Below are 2,947 nucleotides of genomic sequence, written 5' to 3' on the forward strand. Positions count from 1 at the left end.
CGAGACGGCGCGCCGCCTGGCCCGCTACCGCTCACCGATCCCGCTGCTGGCGTTCACGTCGTCGCCTCACGTGCGGGGGCAGCTGTCGCTGACGTGGGGGGTGGAGACGTTCCACGTGCCGTTCGTGCACCACACGGACGACATGGTGCGGCAGGTGGAGGCGTCGCTGCTGTCGTCCGGGCGGCTGGAGAAGGGCGACAAGGTGGTCATCGTGGCCGGCTCCCCTCCCGGCACCCCGGGCTCCACCAACGCACTCCGCGTCCACACCATCGGCTCCGCGGTCTCCCACGCCCACTGATCTCTATTAAGGGCTTTTAGGGGTTTTTGCGGCTGCGCGCGGCGAGTCGTGCTTTAGGGAGACGCTTCAGTTCCTTTACGGCTGCGCACGGTGGGCACCACCCGCCGACCGTGGCTGAGGGCCCTCCAGGGAGACGCTCACCCGCCTCACCGGCGCGCCGCCGCATCGGCGCGCCGTGGGCCGTCTCCGTGGCTTGGAGCGGGCCGGTACGTCGACGGGCGGGGTGTACGGGCGGCGTTGGTGACGACGGCCGCCGCCCGCGTGGCAGCGTGTCAGTTGGAGTGCAGAGCGGCGTTGAGTTCGATGCCGTTGCCCGTGCGGGGGACCGCCTCCACCGCGCCGGACTGCGAGTTGCGGCGCAGGAGGATCCCGTTCGAGCCGGACAGCTCGGCCGCCTTCACCACCGTGCCGTCCGGGAGGGCGACCTTCGTGCCCGCCGTCACATACAGCCCCGCCTCAACCACGCAGTCGTCGCCCAGCGAGATGCCGATCCCCGCGTTGGCGCCCAGCAGGCAGCGCTCGCCGATCGAGATGACCTGCTTGCCGCCACCCGACAGCGTGCCCATGATCGAGGCGCCGCCGCCCACGTCGGAGCCGTCGCCGACCACCACGCCGGCCGAGATGCGGCCCTCGACCATGGAGGCGCCCAGCGTGCCGGCGTTGAAGTTCACGAAGCCCTCGTGCATGACCGTCGTGCCGCTGGCCAGGTGGGCGCCGAGGCGCACCCGGTCGGCGTCGGCGATCCGCACGCCGGAAGGCAGCACGTAGTCCACCATCCGCGGGAACTTGTCCACCCCGTACACCGTCACCGCGCCCCTGGTCCGCAGGCGCAGGCGCGTCTGCTCGAAGCCGGGCACCGGGCACGGGCCGAAGTTGGTCCACACGACGTTGGCGAGCAGGCCGAAGATGCCGTCGAGGTTCACTCCGTGCGGCTTGACCAGGCGCGCGGAGATCAAATGCAGTCGCAGGTAGACGTCGTGGGCGTCCACGGGCGCCTCGGAGAGCTTGGCGATGCCGGTGCGCACCGCCACCACCTCCACGCCCCGCGCCGCGTCGGGACCCGCGAGCTCCGTCAGCTCGGCCAGCTCGGGGGCCTCGCCGGCGGAGAGCCGCTCGGTGCCCGTCGCAGGCGCGTCGCCCAGCTCGGGGGCGGGGAACCAGGTGTCGAGTACGGTGCCGTCGGCGGCGATGGTCGCAAGTCCGACGCCGAACGCGCCGGTCGAGGTGGGATCGATAGCAGTCACGGGCCCAAAAATACCGTTTCACAGGTCAGCGGGCAGCGCGCAGGTCCGCGGGAGGGTGTCCCGGGTCAGCCGAGAGCGCCCAGGTCGGCGGAGAGCCAGCGTTCCGGCCGCATCCTGAACGTCATGAGCACATGGAGGTCCGAGCCCTGCACGTAGCCCTCCACCGCGTCGGGCGGTAGGTAGCGGGAGGCGATGCGGGTCAGGTCCTCCAGCGTCGTGGGCTCGGAAGATATGACGGGGCCTTCAACGGACACATAGCGATATGTCGGGCTGACCCGCTGCACCAGCATCGAGAACCTGCCGGCCTTCGCGATCAGCTGGGCCTTGCGCGAGTCCCCGTCCGTCAGGAACCGGATATCGCCGCCCAGGACGTAGGAGTACCAGACGGGCACGGTCAGGGGCGCCCGCCCGTCACCCGCCTCCACGGCCAGGCTCGCGATGTGCGGCTCTGCCAGGAACGCCTCCCGCGCCGCCACGCTCAACGGCATCCCGCCCCACCCCCGTCTGCATCGATCTTGAGACGGCTATTCCCGGTGGGAGCGATCCCGAAAGCTCCTCACCACGGCTTTTGCGACCTTGTGAAGGCGGCGAACCCGTCTCGCATGCGGCGGAAGGTGGCCGCGCGTCCAGGGCCGCGGAAGGCACCTCCGCGTCCGAGGCGGCGGAAGGCGGCTGCCCGTCCAGCGGCGCGGAAAGCGGCCCCACGGCGGCGGTCGCGAACGTCGGGACGGCGCCGGCAGCGGAGTGCTGGGCCGAGATGGTGGCGGCGGTGGGGTGTGGGGCTGAGACGGTGGCTCGGGCGTTGGGGTGGCGTGTCGCGATGGTCGTCGCCGTGTGGACGAATGCCCCGAGCGCCCGCGACCGCGTCCCCTCCGGCCAGGCCAGCACCACGGTCGTCGGCGCGCCGTCGAGCACCGGCACGGCCACCAGGTCGCGCCGCAGGTGCTCCGCCACCGACTCCGGCGCCACCGCGATCAACCGGCCCAACGCCACCAGCTGCATCAACACGGCGGCATCACGGATGCCGGGCTGCTGGCCAGGCCAGCAGGGCGCCGGGTCGTCCTCCAGGTCGGCCAGGCGCACGAAGGATCGCCCCGCCAGGCGATGCCCGGGAGGCAGGATCGCCACGCTGCCCTCGATCCGGAGCGGCTCGCTGTCGAACCCCGTCAGATCCTCGTACGGGCTGTGCAGGAACGCCACGTCGGCCGTGCCGTCACGCAGCATCCGCGCCCGCTCCGTCACCGCGCACAGCACCAGCTCCACTTCCACGGCGTCGGGATGGGCGCGGTAGGCGGCGAGGATCTCCGGCAGCAGGCCACCGTCGCCGCCGGCCTTCAGCGCCACGACCAGCCGGGGTTCGGCGCGCCCGGCCCGCTGCGTGCGCACCGCGGCGGCGGCCACCGCG

At 72.3% G+C, this 2,947-nt stretch carries 4 protein-coding genes; 1 reads left to right on the forward strand and 3 read right to left on the reverse strand.

What is annotated here, in order from left to right; translation table 11 throughout:
* A partial coding sequence (locus AB0J09_RS61055; RefSeq protein ID WP_360713171.1) for a pyruvate kinase alpha/beta domain-containing protein occupies nucleotides 1-298 on the forward strand: 298 nt, incomplete at its 5' end.
* A gap of 272 nt (nucleotides 299-570) precedes the next feature.
* Here the strand turns inward: AB0J09_RS61055 and dapD are convergent.
* The 3 genes from dapD to AB0J09_RS61070 all read right to left on the reverse strand — a co-directional run.
* Nucleotides 571-1,542 (reverse strand): 2,3,4,5-tetrahydropyridine-2,6-dicarboxylate N-succinyltransferase, encoded by a 972-nt coding sequence (dapD, locus tag AB0J09_RS61060; RefSeq protein ID WP_360713173.1) that lies wholly within the window; start codon nucleotides 1,540-1,542, stop codon nucleotides 571-573.
* A gap of 65 nt (nucleotides 1,543-1,607) precedes the next feature.
* Nucleotides 1,608-2,030: a pyridoxamine 5'-phosphate oxidase family protein gene (locus tag AB0J09_RS61065; protein WP_360713175.1), complete on the reverse strand. Its 423-nt coding sequence runs from the start codon at nucleotides 2,028-2,030 to the stop codon at nucleotides 1,608-1,610.
* A partial coding sequence (locus tag AB0J09_RS61070) for a LysR substrate-binding domain-containing protein (protein ID WP_360713177.1) occupies nucleotides 1,954-2,947 on the reverse strand: 994 nt, incomplete at its 5' end. The genes AB0J09_RS61070 and AB0J09_RS61065, both read right to left, overlap by 77 nt.

Origin of the sequence: Nonomuraea sp. NPDC049784 (assembly GCF_040659615.1) — a bacterium.
Classification (GTDB): Bacteria; Actinomycetota; Actinomycetes; order Streptosporangiales; family Streptosporangiaceae; genus Nonomuraea.

What these genes read in the sequence shown, in the direction of transcription:
- AB0J09_RS61065 (WP_360713175.1), bottom strand. Translation starts at nt 2,030, where the DNA reads ATGCCGTTGAGCGTGGCGGCGCGGGAGGCGTTCCTGGCAGAGCCGCAC.